Source organism: Erythrobacter sp. SN021, from assembly GCF_021864455.1.
This window is the reverse complement of sequence record NZ_JAKKUW010000003.1, coordinates 386,403-403,763: the sequence shown is the minus strand read 5'-3', so window position 1 is coordinate 403,763 and position 17,361 is coordinate 386,403. Positions and strand designations below refer to the sequence as shown.

The 17,361-nt window shown below is 63.4% G+C and carries 16 protein-coding genes and 1 tRNA gene; 7 read left to right on the top strand and 10 right to left on the bottom strand.

Annotated features, from left to right (window positions below):
- The first annotated feature begins 255 nt into the window (after positions 1 to 255).
- Complete coding sequence (locus L5849_RS09425; protein WP_236925370.1) at positions 256 to 1,659, top strand: serine hydrolase domain-containing protein; 1,404 nt, start codon at positions 256 to 258, stop codon at positions 1,657 to 1,659.
- A gap of 238 nt (positions 1,660 to 1,897) precedes the next feature.
- Positions 1,898 to 2,695, top strand: a complete 798-nt coding sequence (locus L5849_RS09420) for a crotonase/enoyl-CoA hydratase family protein (RefSeq protein WP_236925369.1) — start codon at positions 1,898 to 1,900, stop codon at positions 2,693 to 2,695.
- Positions 2,696 to 2,798: 103 nt separating this feature from the next.
- Here the strand turns inward: L5849_RS09420 and L5849_RS09415 are convergent, their stop codons facing one another.
- The 5 genes from L5849_RS09415 to L5849_RS09395 form a co-directional block, all read right to left on the bottom strand.
- A complete protein-coding gene (locus L5849_RS09415; protein WP_236925368.1) occupies positions 2,799 to 3,482 on the bottom strand; it encodes an NnrU family protein in 684 nt (227 codons plus the stop codon).
- 247 nt (positions 3,483 to 3,729) lie between these two features.
- Positions 3,730 to 4,218 carry an FKBP-type peptidyl-prolyl cis-trans isomerase gene (locus tag L5849_RS09410; RefSeq protein WP_234041517.1) on the bottom strand — a complete coding sequence of 163 codons (489 nt, stop codon included), beginning with the start codon at positions 4,216 to 4,218 and terminating at the stop codon, positions 3,730 to 3,732.
- A 13-nt stretch (positions 4,219 to 4,231) separates the two neighbouring features.
- On the bottom strand, positions 4,232 to 5,611 hold the full coding sequence (locus tag L5849_RS09405; protein ID WP_236925367.1) for an amidohydrolase family protein: 1,380 nt from the start codon (positions 5,609 to 5,611) through the stop codon (positions 4,232 to 4,234).
- Positions 5,608 to 6,990 carry an amidohydrolase gene (locus tag L5849_RS09400; protein ID WP_236925366.1) on the bottom strand — a complete coding sequence of 461 codons (1,383 nt, stop codon included), beginning with the start codon at positions 6,988 to 6,990 and terminating at the stop codon, positions 5,608 to 5,610. Before L5849_RS09400 ends, L5849_RS09405 begins: the two co-directional genes overlap by 4 nt.
- Positions 6,991 to 7,096: 106 nt before the next feature.
- A complete protein-coding gene (locus tag L5849_RS09395; protein ID WP_236925365.1) occupies positions 7,097 to 8,743 on the bottom strand; it encodes a peptide MFS transporter in 1,647 nt (548 codons plus the stop codon).
- A 219-nt stretch (positions 8,744 to 8,962) separates the two neighbouring features.
- Here L5849_RS09395 and L5849_RS09390 point away from each other — a divergent pair, with 219 nt between their 5' ends.
- From L5849_RS09390 to L5849_RS09375, 4 genes are all read left to right on the top strand, one after another.
- Complete coding sequence (locus L5849_RS09390) at positions 8,963 to 9,304, top strand: GntR family transcriptional regulator (RefSeq protein WP_115415444.1); 342 nt, start codon at positions 8,963 to 8,965, stop codon at positions 9,302 to 9,304.
- A 152-nt stretch (positions 9,305 to 9,456) separates the two neighbouring features.
- Positions 9,457 to 9,738, top strand: a complete 282-nt coding sequence (locus tag L5849_RS09385; RefSeq protein WP_115415443.1) for an integration host factor subunit beta — start codon at positions 9,457 to 9,459, stop codon at positions 9,736 to 9,738.
- Between the two features lie 73 nt (positions 9,739 to 9,811).
- Positions 9,812 to 9,897, top strand: a tRNA-Leu gene (locus tag L5849_RS09380).
- 146 nt (positions 9,898 to 10,043) lie between these two features.
- Complete coding sequence (locus L5849_RS09375; protein WP_236925364.1) at positions 10,044 to 10,679, top strand: PilZ domain-containing protein; 636 nt, start codon at positions 10,044 to 10,046, stop codon at positions 10,677 to 10,679.
- Positions 10,680 to 10,770: 91 nt separating this feature from the next.
- Here the strand turns inward: L5849_RS09375 and msrB are convergent, their stop codons facing one another.
- From msrB to L5849_RS09355, 4 genes are all read right to left on the bottom strand, one after another.
- Positions 10,771 to 11,283 carry a peptide-methionine (R)-S-oxide reductase MsrB gene (gene msrB, locus L5849_RS09370; RefSeq protein ID WP_236925363.1) on the bottom strand — a complete coding sequence of 171 codons (513 nt, stop codon included), beginning with the start codon at positions 11,281 to 11,283 and terminating at the stop codon, positions 10,771 to 10,773.
- 68 nt (positions 11,284 to 11,351) lie between these two features.
- Positions 11,352 to 12,692: a cytochrome P450 gene (locus L5849_RS09365; protein ID WP_115415441.1), complete on the bottom strand. Its 1,341-nt coding sequence runs from the start codon at positions 12,690 to 12,692 to the stop codon at positions 11,352 to 11,354.
- 149 nt (positions 12,693 to 12,841) lie between these two features.
- Positions 12,842 to 14,053, bottom strand: a complete 1,212-nt coding sequence (locus tag L5849_RS09360; RefSeq protein ID WP_236925362.1) for an ABC transporter permease — start codon at positions 14,051 to 14,053, stop codon at positions 12,842 to 12,844.
- The gene (locus tag L5849_RS09355) at positions 14,050 to 15,030 is read right to left on the bottom strand and encodes an ABC transporter ATP-binding protein (protein ID WP_236925361.1); all 981 of its coding nucleotides are present in this window, start codon (positions 15,028 to 15,030) and stop codon (positions 14,050 to 14,052) included. The genes L5849_RS09360 and L5849_RS09355 overlap by 4 nt, the downstream gene beginning before the upstream one ends.
- 66 nt (positions 15,031 to 15,096) lie before the next feature.
- On the opposite strand from L5849_RS09355, the gene queG reads away from it, so the two are divergent.
- The gene (gene queG / locus L5849_RS09350; protein WP_236925360.1) at positions 15,097 to 16,146 is read left to right on the top strand and encodes a tRNA epoxyqueuosine(34) reductase QueG; all 1,050 of its coding nucleotides are present in this window, start codon (positions 15,097 to 15,099) and stop codon (positions 16,144 to 16,146) included.
- On the opposite strand, the gene L5849_RS09345 is transcribed toward queG, so the two are convergent.
- Positions 16,130 to 17,356, bottom strand: coding sequence for an NAD(P)/FAD-dependent oxidoreductase (locus L5849_RS09345; protein ID WP_115415438.1), 1,227 nt, complete (start codon positions 17,354 to 17,356; stop codon positions 16,130 to 16,132). The genes queG and L5849_RS09345 overlap by 17 nt on opposite strands.
- Positions 17,357 to 17,361: the final 5 nt, after the last annotated feature.

The window sequence follows — 17,361 nt, the reverse complement described above, 5'->3', positions numbered from 1 at the left end:
CGGCACCGTCAATCACGGCACGGCCCTCACCCTCACCGACACGATGAGCCCGCTTGGCGCGCCGAGCGTGTGGAAGAGGCGCGGGCGTAAGCTTCTTAGGGTTGCAACCGCATCGGCAAGGCGCCACTGTATTATTAATATAATACAGTAGCGCCTTGCCGAGAGGACAATCTGATCAAGACACTCCCCATTCTGACAGCTGCATGTGCTCTGGCATCGTGTGCCTCCCTCTCCACCGAACCAGCGCGTACAGTCGTGCCCGAACCGACCCCTACGGTTGATACAGCCGACGAATTCTCCGGGGTCGAAGCCTTGATGGAGGAACATCGGCTGGTCGGGTTAAGTCTTGCCGTGTTCGACGACTATGGGAAGGTCACGACACGCACATTCGGATCGAAGGCTCGCGGCGGTCCGGCGATGGAAGACACCACGGCATTCTCCACCGCGTCGCTCTCGAAGCCGGTCACGGCGCTGCTGTGCCTCGTTCTGGCGTCGGAAGGTGCGATCGATCTCGATGCGCCGATTGCGGATTACCTCACGCGCTGGAAGTTGCCTGACAGCACGGTGCCCGGCAGCGCCGGAGTTACATGGCGCCACTTGCTGACGCATACAAGCGGTACGTCGCAGCACGGTTTTGCCGATTTCTATCAGGGGGATTCCCTGCCCACTCTGGTCGACAGCGTCGAAGGCAGGCTGCCGCGATACGACAAGCCGATCGCTTTCCTATTTTCCCCCGGGAAAGGCTGGAAATACAGCGGCGGCGGTTATGTCATCTTACAGATGGCGATCGAGGATCGCCTCGGCACGCCGTTGCATGCGCTGGCGCAGGACCGGATATTCACTCCGCTTGGCATGCGGCACACGACGATGGTCCAGCCGGGCCAGCCCGGCTTCCCGACCGATGTAGCACGGGTGCATGATGCCGAGGGGATGCAGATCCGGGACGGGCTGCCGATCACACCGCAGATTTCCGCATCGGGAATGTGGTCCACCCCGTCGGATCTCGCGATATTCGCGACAGCTATCCAGCGCGCGCTGCGCGGCGAGACCGTGGGGCCACTCACGCCAGAGATCGCCCGCGCCATGACCGATGTATTCTCGCTCGAGCATGTCGGCGGAATGGGAATGCCCTTCTTTCGCGGGTTCGGCCTCGGCAATACCGACTGGCTTCGCCACGATGGCTCCAACACCGGGGTCAATGCCGATCTGCTTGCTGCGATGGACGGCGGCTATGGCCTGGTGCTGATGGGCAATGGCGATGATCCCAGTACCGATCCGGTGTTTGCCGAACTGCGCCGACGCATCATCGATGCCGAAGGCTGGGCCGCAAGGCATCCGATCCGCAGCGCCCCGCTCGATCCTGCCTTGAAAGCCGCGATCCTCGGCAGCTACAAGGGGCTGCTGTATAATCTTGGCCTGGATTACCGGATTGTCGAGCAGGACGGCGAGCTCGTAATACTGTCGGAGTTCTTCACCCAGTTCATTGGTCGGGAAGCCAGCCCGATCCATCATCTGGGTGACGGACTATTCCGGATCGAGGATTATCCCAATCTGTTGCAATTCGAATTCGGAGAAGACGGCGCCGTTACCGCCGTGACCTTGTCGCGTCCCGGAATCGCTTCGGCACCCGTGCGCCGCGAAATAGGCGAGCTGCGCTGATCGAAGCGGCGTCTGTATGGCAAGCACCCGGTTTCTGATGTCCACCCCGGGTGTTCGTTCGAACCCGATATCGCGGCAGGCGAGCAGGCTTTTGTCACCGGCCCTGGCACGGCGGCATGCCGCAAGGGCGCAGACCGCGCGAAAGCGAGCCGAATTTGCCCACCTTGGAGCTTAATCTGCGCGACGGGATGTGACACAAGGCGGCTCTTTGTTTCTCCGCTTCGAAGGACCGCCGCGAATGGGCTTGCTCACGATCGACACCGCCGACCACGTCACCACCCTCACACTCAACCGCCCCGATACGATGAATCCGCTCGGGGCTAAGGGCGATGGCGACGCCTTTGCCGCGGCCTGCGATGCGATCAATGCGGATATGGACGTGCGCTGCGCGATCCTGACCGGGGCGGGACGGGCCTTCAGCGCGGGCGGCGACATCAAGGCGATGAAGGAGCGGACCGGCACTTTCGGCGGCACCGCGCCGGAAATCTCGGACGGATATCGGAACAACATCCACAAGGTCCTGCGCGCGCTCTACGGTCTGCGAGTCCCGCTGATCGCGGCGGTGAACGGTCCGGCGATCGGTCTGGGCTGCGATCTGGCCTGTCTCGCCGACATGCGCATTGCCAGCGCGCGCGCGAAGTTCGGTGTCACCTTCCTCAAGCTCGGCATCATTCCGGGCGATGGTGGAACATGGATCCTCCCGCGCATCATCGGCGAGGCGCGGGCGGCGGAGCTGTTCTACACCGGCGATGTAATCGACGCAGCCACCGCGCAGGAGTGGGGCCTCGTCAGCCGCGTCGTCGAAGGAGACCGCCTTATGGACGAGGCCCGCGCGCTGGCGGCCAAGGTCGCCGCCATGCCCCCGCATGCGCTGCGGCAGGCCAAGAACCTGATGCGGCAGGGGCGCTCGATCTCCTACGACAGCGCGCTGGAAATGGCGGCCAATACGCAGGCACTGATGCACCTGACCGAGGATCATATGGAAGGCATCGACGCGCTGCTGGAAAAACGCGCGCCGCGCTTCACCGGGGGGTAGTTTGCTTGTCGCCCGCCGCTTCGCTGCTTGAGGGTCCTATGTTCGCCCTATCGCTGTGCTGCTTGAGGGCCATGTTCGCCCTATCGCTGCGTTGCTTGAGGGCTTACCCCACCCAGCGCCAGATGCCTGCGGGAATCCCATTGGCGTGGATATGGCCATAGGTTGCCGCCAGCCAGATCACGATTCCCCCGATCCATGCGGTAGGCCCCGCCTTGGCGAAACCCGACAGGCGCGGCCAGAAACGCGTGCGGCTTTCCCAGTCCGCCCAGGCCTCGCCCATCAGCGCTTCCTTCTTGCGGTCCTGCAGATGCGCGCCGACCAGCGCGAGGAACCCGAGCGCACCCGCCAGAACGATCTGGCGCGGTGTCGCGCTCGTCAGAATATGCATGGCCGCCCACAGCGCGAAGCTCCACATCATCGGATGGCGGGTAATGTGAAACACCCCGTGGACCGGCAGAGCGGCATTGGTCGCGGCTTTCGGATCGGGCAATGCGGGATTGCGCGCGAAACTGCCCGCGAACAGCACCGAGGCGAACAGCATGATCGCCGTCGCGGCGATCCAGATACCGTCGCCCATCCCATTCCATAACGGTACGCCGCCCGGCCCGACCGCGCGAAACGCGAGCACTGCCCAGACGAAGGTCGCCAGCGCAACCAGCGAATAGAGCCCGCGAAACCCGTTCTCGCCGATCGTCCCGACGAGCGGTGCCCTCAGCGGGTGCGAGAGCGCGAAATGTGTGCCGACGAATGCGACCGAACCGGCAACCAGAGACAGCAAAGGATCCATATCCTCATTCCCCTTCCATGGGCCAGGTTATCACAGGGCGGCCAAGCGGAAAATGGCGCTGTCCTACAGATGTGCAGTGTGTCTAGAATGGCGAGGTCCGCAAACCCGCCGCGATGCGGCAGGCGGGGGGGGAGGCGCACATCGTCCGCCTCCGTTTCAGGCAATTAAACCCTTTTATATCCGCTGCTTGGCGTCGCCGATCCTGGGTGACGGGGTGTAAACTTCGTCATCCAGGTGTCACCCCGACCTAGCGCCCTTCGATACCGATCAGCTTGACCGTGAACAGCAGCGTCGCACCGCCGGGGATCGGCCCCTTGCCGCTCGCGCCATAAGCGAGGTCCGCAGGCGCGGCGATTTCGATCGTGTCGCCCACGCCCATTTCGGGGATCGCCATCTGCCAGGCCTTGATCAGTCGGCCCAGCGGAAAGGTGGCGGGCTCGCCGCGCTCGAAGCTGGAATCGAACGTCTCGCCATCGATGAAGGTGCCCGCATAATGCACGGTCACCGTGTCTTCGACACGCGGCTTCGCCTCGCTCGCGGCATAGTCGACATAGCGCCACTTGAGCCCGCCCGGCATGGTACGCCAGCCGTCTTCATGCGAGAGGCCCGCGAGATAGGCCTGCTGAGCGCTCATCCAGGCGATGTCCTGCGAGCGGTCGGGTTTATCCTGCGCCGAGAGCGCATGGAAGCCGACCGCAGCGGCTGCCGCGCCCAGCGCGAGCAGGGTGGTGCGCATTTCCTTCATGTCCTTACCAATCATAGGCTTTCGGCAGGTCGCTTTCGTCGAGATCGCGATAGCGCTCCTTGAGGCGGCTCTGATGATTGTCGAGCGGCTGTTCGACGCCATCGATGAACACTTTCACCGGCATCGAGCCGACTTCGAGCGGATCGCCGTCCCAGATCACGAGATCGCCCATCGCGCCCGGCGCGAGCACCCCGGCCTTGCCGCCCATGCCGCTGATCGCGGCGGGAACCGAGCTGATCGCGGCGAAGGCCTGGCCCCAGCTCAGCCCGTCGGCGCCCGGTATCCGGGTCAGCGCGACGAGGTTGCCGGCATACTGATTGAGGTTGCGCGGGTTCTCCATGGCGGCGGCATTGATCGCCACCTTCACGCCCGCCTTCACCATGCGACCGATATTCGACTGGGTGCTGGCGAGCTGGTCGAAACCTTGCGGCAAATCGTCCAGCCCGTCCGCGATGACCGGCACGCCCGCCGCGGCGATTTCGCTCGCCACGAGCCAACCCTCGCTCGCGCCGACAAGGACCATGTCCAGCCGCGGGAATTCCTGCTTGAGGGCCAGGGCGCTGCGGATGTCGGCCGCACGCTCGACCAGGACATAGAGCGGCTGCTCGCCCCGCGCCACGGGCACCAGCGCCGCTGCGTCGAAGCGCGTGAGCAGAACGTCCGAAGCGCGATCGCGAGCGGTGCGCGCCATGCGGCTGTCGATGCCGATATCGTCGCCTTGCCGGGTGATCCCTCGCCCGCCGCCCGGGCTTGTGATCGTGCCATTGCGCTCAAACTCGCCCGCTTCGAGCAGGGCGTTGCGGAAAAGCGCCTGGGCCGACGCGCGGCTACCGCCCGCAAGGCGTGCACCGCCCTCTCCCAATTCGACCACCTGGAATGCGCGAGGGCGGGTTACCGCCTGGGCATCGGAGCCCAGATCGATGATCGCCCCCTGCCCGGCAAAGATCGACCCACTGGCCGCCCCCGCCACCGCCGCACGGGTTATCCCGGCTGCCCGGTGAATGAGGATATGCTGCGAGGCAGGATTGACTACGGGGGCGACATCCAGAGCGGCGCTGAACGGCGAGCCGCCCGCGCGGATATCGTTCGATTCCCGGACTGCGCCGACGTCCCACAGGCCGAGATTTGTCATCGTGGCGAAAAGGCCGGGCGTGACCCAGCGCCCACCGCCGTCCACCGAGATCCCGGCAGGCACGGCGGGCATGTTCTCGGCATGCCCGGCATAGACCACCTTGCCGCCGCGGACGACGACCGAACCATTCTCGATCGGTTCGGAGCCGTCGCCGGTGACGACCGTAACATCGGTGATGGCGATGTCCTGCGCGGCGGCGGGTGCGGCGGCGAGTGCGAGGAGGCTGGCCGCCATGGTCAGGGCGCGCTTCATTTCACATCTCCTTCGCCCGGCTGGCCGAGCTCGAAATCGCTTACCGGCCGCCGCTTGCGGTCCATCGCATCATACATCAGCGCCCCGTCGATCCAGACCTTTTCGGGCCGGGCATAGACCGATAGCGGATTGTCGTTCCACAGAACCACATCGGCCATCTTCCCCGGCTCGAGGCTGCCGGTCATTTCATCGATACCCATCGCCTTGGCAGCGTTGAGCGTGATCCAGCCGATCACTTCGGCATCGGGAATGTCGATCCCCACCCGGCGTCCGGCGGCTTGGGCCTTGGCGGCTTCCTGATTGAGCCGCTGGATGCCATTGGCATCGTCCGAATGGATGACCACGCAGGCCCCCGCCTGGCGCAGGAAGGCGGCGTTCTCGAGAATACCGTCATAGGCTTCCATCTTGAAGCCGTACCAATCCGCCCAGATCGCGCTGCACACCTCGTTTTCGCGCAGAAGGTCGCCGATCTTATAGGCTTCGACCGCGTGGTGGAAGGCGGTGACCTTGTAGCCCATCTCCTTGGCCATATCCATGACCAGCGCCATTTCGTCGGCGCGATAGCAGTGGTTGTGGATCAGGATTTCGCCGTCGAGCACACCCTTGAGCGTTTCCTTGCCCAGATCGCGCTTCTTCCCGTCATAGGCCTGTGCATCGAGCCACATTTGCCGGTTGACCGCGAAATTGCCCATCCGGGTGGAGGGCATGCGGCCCTTGCCACCGTAAACCCGCTTGGGGTTCTCGCCGCAGGCCATTTTCATGCCGTAGGGAGCGCCCGGGAATTTCATCCCCTGAACCGTGCGTGCCGCGACGTTCTTGAGCGTGACCGAGCGCCCGCCGGTCAGATTGGCCGATCCGGGAAGGATCTGCAGCGCCGTGATGCCGCCATTGGCCAGCGCGCGGGTGAAACCGGGGTCCTGCGGCCAGACCGAATGTTCGGCCCACACCTCGGGGGTCATCGGGCTGGTGGCCTCATTGCCGTCGGAATGGGCTTCCACGCTGGGCGTCGGATAGTCGCCGAGGTGCGAATGGATGTCGATAATACCGGGAGTGACGAACTTGCCGCTGCCGTCCACCCGATCATAGCCTTCGGTTGACAGCGCAGCGTCGCCCACGGCGACTACCTTGCCATCGCGAAAGAGCACGGTGCCATTGTCGATCCGTCCGCCTGTGCCGTCGTAGACCGTCGCCCCAACGAGTGCCGTCGGACGACCGGGATAGGGCGTGTAAGTCGAGGGGAAAGGCGTGTTGCCGTCCGCGCCGACGGGCGCATCCCAATCCTTGGTCGAAGCGGATGCGACGCCATCGCCCCCGCCGGTGGTCGAGCATCCGGCCACCGCAAAGGCAGCCGCGCAGGCGAGCAGGACGTGTTTTTTCATGGAACCCCCAATGCAGTCGGGCCGGAGCATTGCTGCCCCGGCCCGCCCGGTCAATTGGTTTTGGTCGAGGAGAATCGACGCTCCGACGATTCTCCTCCGCGGGGGATCAGGCGCGGCTGGTCGGGTGGATGCCCGCTTCCTGCGCCTCGAGCCCGGCTTCGGCCTGCCCTTCGAGGGCGTCGTCCTTGAGCGTGTCGAGATGCATCAGTTTCTTGATCAGCGGGCTGATGACCATAACGCCGACACCGATCGCGACGGCGTACCAGCCGACGGTCGAGTAAACGCCAAGCACGACCTGCTTGCCCGCTTCCTCGCCGACGCCTTCCGCGCCGGTCGCTGCCGCGATGAGACCGGCGGCGAAGTTGCCGGTGGCCGAAGCGAAGAACCAGGTGCCCATGATGAGCGAAGCCATATGCGCCGGGCTGAGCCGGTTCATCGCCGAGAGGCCCACTGGCGAGAGGCAGAGTTCACCGGTGGTGTGGAGCAGGTAGATCAGGAAGATGAAGATCACCGGCGTCGGCACATTCACGCCGACGCTTTCCGCGCCCCAGACGAGAACGAGGAAGCCAAGGCCCACCTGGATGACGGCGAGGCCGAACTTCATCGGCGTGCTTGGCTCCGCTCCCTTGCGCGCCAGCCCCTGCCACAGCATCGCGAAAAGCGGGGCGAGCAGGACGATGTAGATCGCGTTGATCGACTGGAACATCGAGGCGTTGACGCCCTGCGTGTCGACATGGCGATCGGTGAACAGGTTGAGGCTCGACCCGGCCTGTTCGAACAGTGCCCAGAACACGATCGAGGTCAGGATCAGGAACATCGCCGCGAAAATGCGGTCTCGTTCCTGGCTGGGCAGTTTGGTCACCGCGGTGAACAGGACGTAGAGTACCAGACCCCCGCCGAAGGCACCCAGTACGTATCCGACGAGTTCCTGATACTGGATCGCCGCCCAGCACAGCAGGACCATGGCGAGGCCGGCACCGTAGATGCCCCATTCCCTGGCGCCCTTGATCTTCGCGGGATCCTTGGGTTCGCCCTTGCCCAGAAGGAGCGGCTTGCCGATCACGAAGAATACGAGGCCCAGAAGCATGCCGAAGCCGGCAAGGCCGAATCCGTACTGCCAGCCATAGGTCTGGCCGAGATAGCCGCAGATGATCGACGCGGTCGCCGCGCCGACGTTAATGCCCATGTAGAAGATCGTATAGGCCGGGTCGCGGCGAACATCGGTGCGCGAATAGAGCTGGCCGACAATCACCGAGATATTGGCCTTGAGGAAGCCCGAGCCGACGATGATGAGCGCCAGGGCAAGCCAGAAGACATTGATCATCGGGTCGGCCTGGCCACCCGATCCTTCGAACGCCATGAAGAAGTGCCCGAACGTCAGCAGCACCGCCCCGAACAGCACGGCTTTGCGCTGCCCGAGATACTGGTCGGCAAGGTAACCGCCGACGACGGGGGTAATGTAAACCAGCGCGGTGTAGGCGCCGTAGATGATCGAAGCTTCGCTGTCGCTGAACAGCCAGTGCTGCACCAGGTAGAAGATCAGCAGCGCGCGCATGCCGTAGTAGGAAAAGCGTTCCCACATTTCGGCCATGAAGAGAAGGAACAGACCCTTGGGGTGTCCGATCACCTCTTCCTGCGGGCGGGTAACGAGCACGACGCCGCCGATGAGAAAGGCTGCAAGCGCGATTACGGCTATCCTGAATGCCCACATTTCGAATGCAGAGCCGAATGTGAAGAACATGCCCTCGACCATATGATTCCGGTGTCCCTTATTTCTATCCGGAGTCGCGCGACCACGCCGACCCTCCCCAAAAGAAGCACGTACCGTAACGTTTTCGCGCCTCATGTGAAGCATTAGTTACACTCGTGACTGTCTGCACGGGCCGACAGCGGGCGGGAACGCTCTCGGAAGGGAACCTTGTGCGCCGCGCTGTATTATGTCACTGTAGCAGTCTGTCGTCGGGGAATTGTTATGTCCAACCAGTCCAAGCCGGTCTATCTCAAGCTGCGAGACATGATCGCGGCTGCGATTATCGATGGCCGCTATGCCGAGGGCGAAATGCTTCCTTCCGTACGCGCACTGGCGGCGGAACAGGGCGCCAACCCGCTGACGGTGGCCAAGGCCTACCAACAATTCCAGAACGATGGCCTCGTCGAAGTCCAGCGCGGCGTAGGCATGTATGTCGTGAGTGGCGCCGCCGATCGTCTGCGCCAGTCCGAACGCGAGGCTTTTTTGTCGGAGGAATGGCCCGAAATCCGGGCACGGATGGATCGCCTTGGCGTCTCGGCGAGGGAACTGCTCGCCGAAGCCTGACGGCGATGGCGAAAATATACAATCATGAACTTGCGGGCGCCGGTGGCTTCTGTCACAAGGCATCTCGCTGGAATCGAGTGCAAAAGCACAATTCCTTCAGGGGCGCATCGTGTGAACGAATTGTTGCGGCCGTATCGGCCGGGAGACGCCAGATGATCCGATCCGAACTTCTTTCCGCCCTCGCACAGGATAATCCCGAGCTGCGCGCCGAAGAGGTTGAACAGGTCGTCGATATTTTCTTCGAGGAAATAGCCCAGCGCCTGACCGAAGGCGGCCGGGTCGAATTGCGCGGGTTCGGAGCGTTTTCCACCCGCGAGCGCGAAGCGCGCAAGGGCCGCAATCCGCGTACCGGCGAAACGGTCGATGTACCGGCCAAGCGCGTGCCTTATTTCAAGCCGGGCAAGGACATTCGCAAGCGCCTCAACGAAGGCTAAGCGCCCTAAGACAACGAGAATGCGATAGGACGTTGCTCCCGCGCCGGGCAGCGATTAGGGCGGCTCGGCGCCGGCGGGTGTGGCGGAATGGTAGACGCCGGGGACTTAAAATCCCCTGATCTTGTGATCGTGTGGGTTCGAGTCCCACCACCCGCACCAAGCATTCCCTGTTATCAGCATGTAGTCTCAACCGGTTTTCTAGGCATTAACCCCTATTGGTCTATTAGCCAGGCTCGAAGAGAACTTGGGCAGGATACACTTGGCGGCAAATGCGAAGCCAGTTATTGTGAGGAATGCGCAGGGCGATGGAGTATACTAGCGGGCTCGCCATGAACGAAGAGAATTCTGCGCCCCCTGGCGACCAGCGTGGAGCGCCGCGCTTTACCTCGCTCATCCGGGCGGCGAAGCTGGTCTGCGGCCAAGGCGAATTCGTCTGCGTAATCCGCGATGTCTCGGCCACCGGCGTGTCCGTGCGCACGTTTCATCCGCTACCGACGGACAAGACCGTCGCGCTCGAACTGCAAAATGGCGAGAGCTACGAACTGCAGCTCGTCCGCGGCGAAGGGTGCGAAGCCAGCTATAAATTCGACCGGCCCATTGTCGTCGAGCGGTTGATCCATGAAGACTGGCACTATCCCAAGCGACAACTTCGCCTCAACATCACGCTCCCGCTCAAGGTAAGCGCGCTCACCGGCAGCGCGGAGGCCATTACGCTCAACATCTCGCAGCAGGGCGCGCGGATCGAATGCGACGCCGTGTTCGCCATCGATCAACGCGTGACGATCAGTTGCGAACAGCTGCCCGACATTCGCTGCAAGGTCCGCTGGCGCAAGGACAGCAATTATGGCCTCGTCTTCGAGGACACCTTCTCCTTGCGCGAATTCGCCATATTTGCCGCCCGGGTGCAATGCCCCGTCCTGTTCCAGAACGATCCGTCCTAGGCTCGGCCCCGGGATGACACGGCCGGATGAAGGCTGCCCGCAGGTCTAGCCCGGCAAGCGGCTGCCCGGATTCTCGCTCTCGACCCGCATGTCAGGCCGGTCTGAAATCGAGCGCCACGCCGTTTATGCAATGACGCTTGCCGGTCGGCTTGGGGCCATCGCTGAAGATATGGCCAAGATGACCGCCACAATCTGCGCAGTGCACTTCGGTACGCGGATAGCCGATCTTGTAATCGGTGCTGGTGCCGACCGCGCTCTTGTCGATCGCCCGCCAGAAGCTCGGCCAGCCGGTGCGCGAATCATATTTTGTTTCCGAACTGTAGAGGGCATTGCCGCAGCCGGCGCAGACGAAGGTGCCAGCGCGTTTCTCGTCATTGAGCGGTGAGGAATAGGGTCGTTCGGTCCCAGCCTGACGCAGAATGTAGAATTCCTGCTTGCTGAGCCGCTTTCGCCACTGTGCTTCCGACAGTGTCACCGGAAAATCCTTCGCCTCGGCATGGCCCGAGCCGCAGGCGGTCAGCGCCACGAAGCTGGCAGATGCGCCGATCCAGCCGAGCAGGCGGCGGCGGTCGATAGAGGTATCGGTCATAATGCGCCGGTTCATGACGTGGGACCTTGGCGCCCCACGTCTGAACCTACGCTTGAACCAGCCCGTTGGTTACGGGGCCGGTATCAGAACTCTTCGATTTTCACTTCGAGCTTGCGGAAGCCATGAACGAAATTCGCCCGCACCCGCTCGACATCGCCCACCACTTTCACGCGCATGCGGCGTTTGTGGATTTCCTCGAGCAGAACCCGGAGCTGGAGTTCGGCCAGACGCGCACCGACACAGCGATGAATGCCGTAGCCGAAGGCGATATGGCGCCGTGCGTTCTCGCGCGTGATGTCCAGCTTGTCGGGATTGTCGAACACTTCCTCGTCGCGGTTGGCGGAGATATACCACAGAACGACCTTGTCGCCTTTTTTGATGGTCTGCCCGAACACCTCGGTGTCTTCGGTGCAGGTCCGGCGCATATGCGCCAGCGGGGTCTGCATGCGCAGGATTTCCTGCACCGCATTGGGAATGAGGTCGGGCTTTTGCTCGAACAGATCGCGCTGGTCCGGATTCTTGTCGAGCTGATAGATAATGCCGCTCATGGAATTGCGCGTGGTGTCGTTGCCGCCCACGATCAGCAGGATCAGATTGCCCATGAATTCTTCCGGGCTCATCTGGTTCATCGCTTCGGAGTGGATCATCATCGAGATGAGATCGTCGCCGGGTTCCTTGTCCTGCGTGCGCTCGATCCAAAGCGACTGGAAATAGGCCGCCATCTCGTTGAGGAAGCCCCAGCGCATTTCATCCAGATCGCGGACCGTGGCAAGCTCGGTATCGCCCGACCAATCGGACCAGAAGGTCAGCAGGCGGCGGTCTTCCCAGGGGAAGCCGAACAGGATCGCGAGCATGCCGGTGGTGAGTTCGATCGACACCTTGTCGACCCAGTCGAACACCTCGCCGCGCGGCAGCGAATCGAGCAATTCGCCGGTGCGCTGGCGAATCTCGCCTTCCATTTCGGCCATGCCGCTGGGCGTGAACTTGGGGGCGACGGTGCGCCGCTGGCCGGTGTGCTGCGGGCGGTCCATGGCGATGAACATGGGCAATTCGCGGCGTTCCTCGATGCCTGCTTCGGCCAGCTCTTCGTCGGTCAGGCGGTTGAGGATGGTTATGCCGCCATATTCCCAGCTCGAGGAGAAGACGTCCGGCAGCGCCTCGATATGCTGGATCGCCTTGTGGCTGACCACCGCCCAATAAGGGCCGAACGGACTTTCGGGGATATAGTGCAGCGGCCCCGCTTCGCGCATTTCCCGGAAAATGGGCTGCCAGGTGTTATCGGCGTAGATATCGCTGCGGCTGACATCCCATTTGTGCGGATGGTCGAGCTTATGCTCGGGGTGCTCTTCGAAATGCTTCTTCAGCGCCTCGTATGCAGTCGGCGAAGTCCGGCATTGGGGGCGTTCGATTGCGGCGGTGGCCATATGTCTCTCTCCTCGTGGGAGCGACTCCATTCGGTCGCTCTCTCCTCGACATCCATCCTGCCCTAACTTACAGGCGAGTCAATAGTGCGTTGCAAATCGCCACTCAAAACGGGGCGAATCGCATCTCCTGCGCGCTGTGGCCCGACCGGTCAGGCGGGCGTGGTCCCGCCGACATGCCCTTTGACCGCTCGCCCGCCCTTGCCGGATTTCATCACCCGGCGGCGGAAGATCAGCGCGCCGAAGCGAACGAAAAGAAGGACGCAGAGCGCCTGCCATGCCAGCGCGAGCGCATGCGGCCAGAGCGCGTCCGACTGGGCCGCGCGGGCGAGCATGGCGAAGGGCGAGGACAGCGGGAACACCGCCGAAAACAGCTCCATTGGCGATCCCGGTCGCGTGATCGAGGATGCCGCGAGGAAGAACACCAGCAATTGCGCCATCGTCACCGGCATGGATAGGGTCTGCACCTCGCGCACGGTTGCCGCCATTCCGCCGATCGTGAGAAAGAGTGAGCCCAGCAGGAGGTATCCCATCGCGAAATAGGCGATGCCGAGGGTGACAAAGAGGGGCCAGCCCAGCGCCGGTTCGGGCAATCGTGGCAAGGCTTCGCCCGCGAGCAACGCGATCGCTCCGCCGAACATGGCCCATACGGCAATGCCTACGAAACTCACGCCGAGCATGGCCACCAGCTTGCCGAGGAACACCGCATCCATGGGAATCGCCGCAGCGAGCACCTCGATGACCTTGTTGGCCTTTTCCTCGACCAGATTGGACAGCACCATGCCCGCGAGCAGCATCATCAGCAGGAACAACAGCAGTTGTCCCGCCTGGGCGGTGCGAATGCGGTCGGTCCTGACGGCAGCGGTGCTGGTCGCGACCGGACGTGCGGTTACTTCGGGATAGGCGGGGATGTCTCGAGCGCCCGCCTGGGCGGCGATCATCGATATCGGCCCGCTCCAATAGGCGATCGCTTGTGGCGGGGCGGTGATCTCCGGCGCATTTAGCGTACCGCTTACCACCGCGCTGTAATTCTTGCCGGGCTCGCGCAGAATCTCGCTCGGGCGGGCCGTGCTGGTCGTCGCCTCCAAATCGGGCAGAGCGGTGCCGACCCTTGGAGACAGCCGGGCGCGCGCCTCGACCATTGCGGTGGCATCCGCCTCCGCCATCGCCACGGCCACCAGCCGCGTATTCGCATCCCGTTGCACCTGCCCGCCAATCCCTCCGGCAAGCACGCCGATTCCGATGGGGAACAGCGGGCCGAGCAGGAAGAACAGGAAGGCACGGCTAAACAGGATGGCGCGGAAATCGCGCCGCGCGACGACGCGGGCGGCTTCGAAGCGTGACAGGCGGGTCGTGTCGTTCAACGGCTTTCTCCCGCCGCAGTGTCCTGTTTCAGCGCGCGCGCCGCGGCTTCTCCGGCGATCTCGACGAAGGCGTCGTGCAACCCGGCGCGCTCGATCGACAGCGACAGAATACCTGCATGGCCGTCGATCAATTGCTTGAGCATGGCCTCGATCCCGGTCTCGGGTACGGGGAAATGCCAGAAATGGCTTTCGTCGCCTCTGCGGTCGTGACGTGCGTCATCGGGAAGCGCCGCCCGCCAGGCCCCTTCGCTGGCGCGGGTTTCCAGCCTGACCTGCGCGGGAATGCGATCGCGCGCGGCGTCGACCGATCCGGCATAGGGCACCTTGCCCGCGGCAATGATCGCCACTTCATCGCACAGCCGTTCGGCATGATGGATGACATGGGTCGAAAAGATTACGGTCACGCCATCTCGCGCCAGTTCGCGGATCGTGACTTCCAGCTTGCCCTGGTTGATCGCGTCGAGGCCGCTGAAGGGTTCGTCGAACACCACCAGGCGGGGGCGATGGACGAGCGTGCCGAGCAATTGCACGGTCTGCGCCATTCCCTTCGAAAGCTGACGGATCTGCCGGTCGATCGCGTGGCCCAGCCCGTGGCGTTCGAGCAGTTCGCGTCCGCGCGCCCTGCCTTCGTCGAGCGGCAGCCCCCGCAACGCGCCCATGAAGGCGATTGCCTCGTCGCATTTCATCGCCGGATACAGCCCGCGCTCCTCGGGCAGATAGCCGATCAGTTTCGCGACCTCGTGCGGGCGGTCCTTGCCGAAGATGCGGCGCACCCCTTCGTCGGGATCGATAATGCCCAGCAACATGCGCAATGTGGTGGTCTTGCCCGCGCCATTGGGGCCGAGAATGCCGTAGATCGCGCCTTCGGGCACGGCGATATCCACCCCGTCCACCGCCAGAATGCCGTCGAACCGCTTGACCAGGCCCTGTGCCTCGATAGCGAGCGGGCGAGACCCGGCAGGGGAGAGTCGCGTCATCGTGCCTGTTTCGGTAAGCATGGGCGCATGACTAATGGCTGGCAGTGAACGGGAGCACACGCAAGCGTGGTTAATGCCGAGTTGCAGGCCGATTTGCGCGGGGAGGCCCGAAGGCTGGGTTTCGCCGCCTGTGGCTTTGCGTCCGCCGCGCCCGATCCGCGCCGTGCCGCGCGGCTGGAGGAATTTCTCGGCCATGGCCGTCACGGCTCGATGCAATGGATGGAGGACCGCAAGCAGCAGCGGGCCTCGCCGCAGGGTCTATGGCCCGATGCGAAGAGCGTACTTGCGCTCGGCATGAGCTATGCGCCCGATGTCGATCCGCTGGCCTTGGCAAGCGACGGCGAGAAAGCGCGCATTTCGGTCTATGCGCATGGGCGGGATTATCACGATGTGGTCAAGAAGGCGCTCAAGGCCCTTGCCCGATGGCTGATCGAATGCGCGCCGAACAGCGAGCTGAAAGTGTTCGTCGATACCGCGCCGGTGATGGAAAAACCGCTGGGCGAAGCGGCCGGGATCGGCTGGCAGGGCAAGCATACCAATCTGGTGAGCCGCGACCATGGGAGCTGGCTTTTCCTGGGAGCCATCTATTCGACGCTCGAATTTGTGCCCGATGCGCCGGGCACGGACCGGTGCGGATCGTGCCGCGCCTGCCAGGACGCCTGTCCCACCGATGCTTTTCCGTCGCCCTACCGGCTCGATGCGCGGCGCTGCATTTCCTACCTCACGATCGAGCACAAGGGACCAATCCCGGAAGAATTCCGCGCTGCCCTGGGGAATCGGATCTATGGCTGCGACGATTGCCTGGCGGTTTGTCCGTGGAACAAATTTGCCGAAACGGCCCACCGGCACGCCAAGCTTGCCCCGCGCGAGGAGCTGCTGGCACCCGACCTCGCAACATTCCTGCAATTCGACGATGCGGGCTTTCGCCAGTTCTTTTCCGGTTCGCCGATCAAGCGGATCGGGCGTGACCGGTTCGTCCGCAACTGTCTCTACGCGGCCGGGAACAGCGGTTCCGCCACGCTAAAACCATTTGTAGCCCGCCTGCGTTTCGACGATGATCCCACGGTCGCCGAAGCGGCCGCCTGGGCGCTGGCCCGGCTTAGCGCATCTCCTTGAGCGGGATGTCGCTGTCGGCCAGCAAACCGGGATCGATCTCGGCGCGGTCCACCACGAGCTTGCGACCCTGAACGTAGTCCTTGACGCTGTTCACACAGTCGAGCGCGATTACCTGGCCTTCCTTCAGATAGATCACGCTGAATTTCTTCGCTTCCGGATCGCCGCGCAACACAGTCGCATCATATCCGGTCGCGATACCCACCGTCTGCAGCTTCAGATCGTACTGGTTCGACCAGAACCACGGCACCGCATCGTAATCCTGCTTGTCGCCCATGATCGCCTTGACCGCGCAGCTTGCCATGTCGTTGGCATTCTGCACCGATTCGAGGCGGATGACCTTGTTTTCCGCATAGGGATTGGCGTGGCTGGCGCAGTCGCCGATGGCATAGATATCGTCCAGCGTGGTGCGCCCATATGTGTCGACGTCGACCCCGTTCGAGCCTGCCGCTCCGGCGGCGATCAGCGGGCCGACCGAGGGGACGATGCCGATACCCGCGATGATCACGTCGCAGGCGATCTTTTCGCCGCTGTCGGTCAATACCCCGCTGACGCGGCCATTCTCGCCCTCGATCGTCTCGACGCCGGTGGACAGACGTAGATCGACGCCCTGCTGGCGATGGTAGGCGGCATAGTAATCGGACAGTTCCGGACCGGCCACGCGCGCCAGCACGCGGTCGAGCATTTCGACCACCGTGACCTCGCAGCCAAGCTTGCGCAGGACCGCCGCCGCTTCGAGCCCGATATAGCCCGCCCCGACAATGACCGCGCGTTTCGCCCCCGCGGCAAGCTCTTCCTTGAGCAGGTCCACGTCCCGCCGTGTGCGGATATAGTGGATGCCCGCGTAATCGCTTCCCGGACAGGACAGGCGCCGGGCATCGCCGCCTCCGGCCCAGATGAGCTTGCGATAGGCAATGCGCGTATCGTCGGACAGGGCGAGTTCGTGCGCGACGGGATCGACTTCGTTGACATTGCGGCCGAGGCGCAGCTCGATACCCTTGTCGGCCCAGAACTGTTCGGGGCGTATCTGGATGCGCTCGAAGGGCTTTTCGCCGGCGAGATATTCCTTCGAGAGCGGCGGGCGCTCATAGGGTGGATTGCGGTCCCGGCTGACCATGAGGATCGACCCCTCATGACCATTCTGTCTCAGCGCGATGGCGGCCTGGGCACCCCCATGCCCGGATCCCACGATAACAACGTCGAACTTTTCCATGGTCA